Raw genomic sequence first — 1013 nt, forward strand, 5'->3', positions numbered from 1 at the left:
CGGATACACCTTCGACAACGTCGGATGCACCATCCCCCGCGCCACCAGACGGTTCGCCTCCCACGCCTCCCGGTAGTTCGCGAAATGCGACCCGATGATGCTCTTGAGGTTCATCCACAGGTACCGGTTGTCGTATTCGTGCACGAACCCGCTCGTCGACGCGCACGTCACCACCGTCCCGCCGCGACGTGCCACGAACACCGACGCCCCGAACGTCTCCCGCCCCGGATGCTCGAACACGATGTCCGGATCCTCCCCACCGGTCAGCTCCCGGATCCGCCGCCCGAGGCGCTTCCACTCCCGCGGGTCCTGCGTCCGCTCGTCCGACCAGAACCGGTACCCCTCCGCCGCCCGGTCGATCACCAGCTCCGCGCCCATCGCCCGGCAGATCGCCGCCTTCTCCGCCGAGGACACCACACACACCGGAATCGCCCCGCCGCGCAGCACCATCTGCGTGGCGTAGGACCCCAGTCCTCCTGATGCTCCCCAGATCAGTACGACGTCGCCCTGCTTCATCCCCGCCCCGTTACGCGACACCAGCTGCCGGTACGCCGTCGAGTTCACCAACCCCGGCGCCGCCGCCTCCTCCCAACTCAAATGCCCCGGCTTCGGCATCAACTGGTTCGCCTTCACCAACGCCAGCTCCGCAAGACCACCGAAATTCGTCTCGAACCCCCAGATCCGCTGCTCCGGATCCAGCATCGTGTCGTTGTGACCCTCGGGACGCTCCAACTCCACCGACAGACAGTGCGCCACCACCTCATCCCCCGGGTGCCACGCATGCACCCCCGGCCCGGTCCGCAGCACCACCCCCGCCAGATCCGACCCCACCACGTGGTAGGGCTGGTCATGTTTGCTCGCCAGCGGAGACGTCCGTCCGTACCGCTCCAGGAACCCGAACGTCGACAACGGCTCGAAAATCGACGTCCACACCGTGTTGTAGTTCACCGACGACGCCATCACCGCCACCAACGCCTCACCCGGCCCCAACTCCGGCGTCGCCACCTCATCCA

The 1013-nt window shown here is 67.1% G+C and carries 1 protein-coding gene; it reads right to left on the minus strand.

Features of this window, described 5'->3' with window-relative positions:
• Nucleotides 1-1013 (minus strand): crotonyl-CoA carboxylase/reductase (gene ccrA, locus AC559T_RS14120; RefSeq protein ID WP_498868984.1); only part of this gene is annotated, 1013 nt, incomplete at both ends.

The sequence above is a fragment of the Frankia sp. Hr75.2 genome (genome assembly GCF_949319125.1).
Classification (GTDB): domain Bacteria; phylum Actinomycetota; class Actinomycetes; order Frankiales; family Frankiaceae; genus Parafrankia; species Parafrankia soli.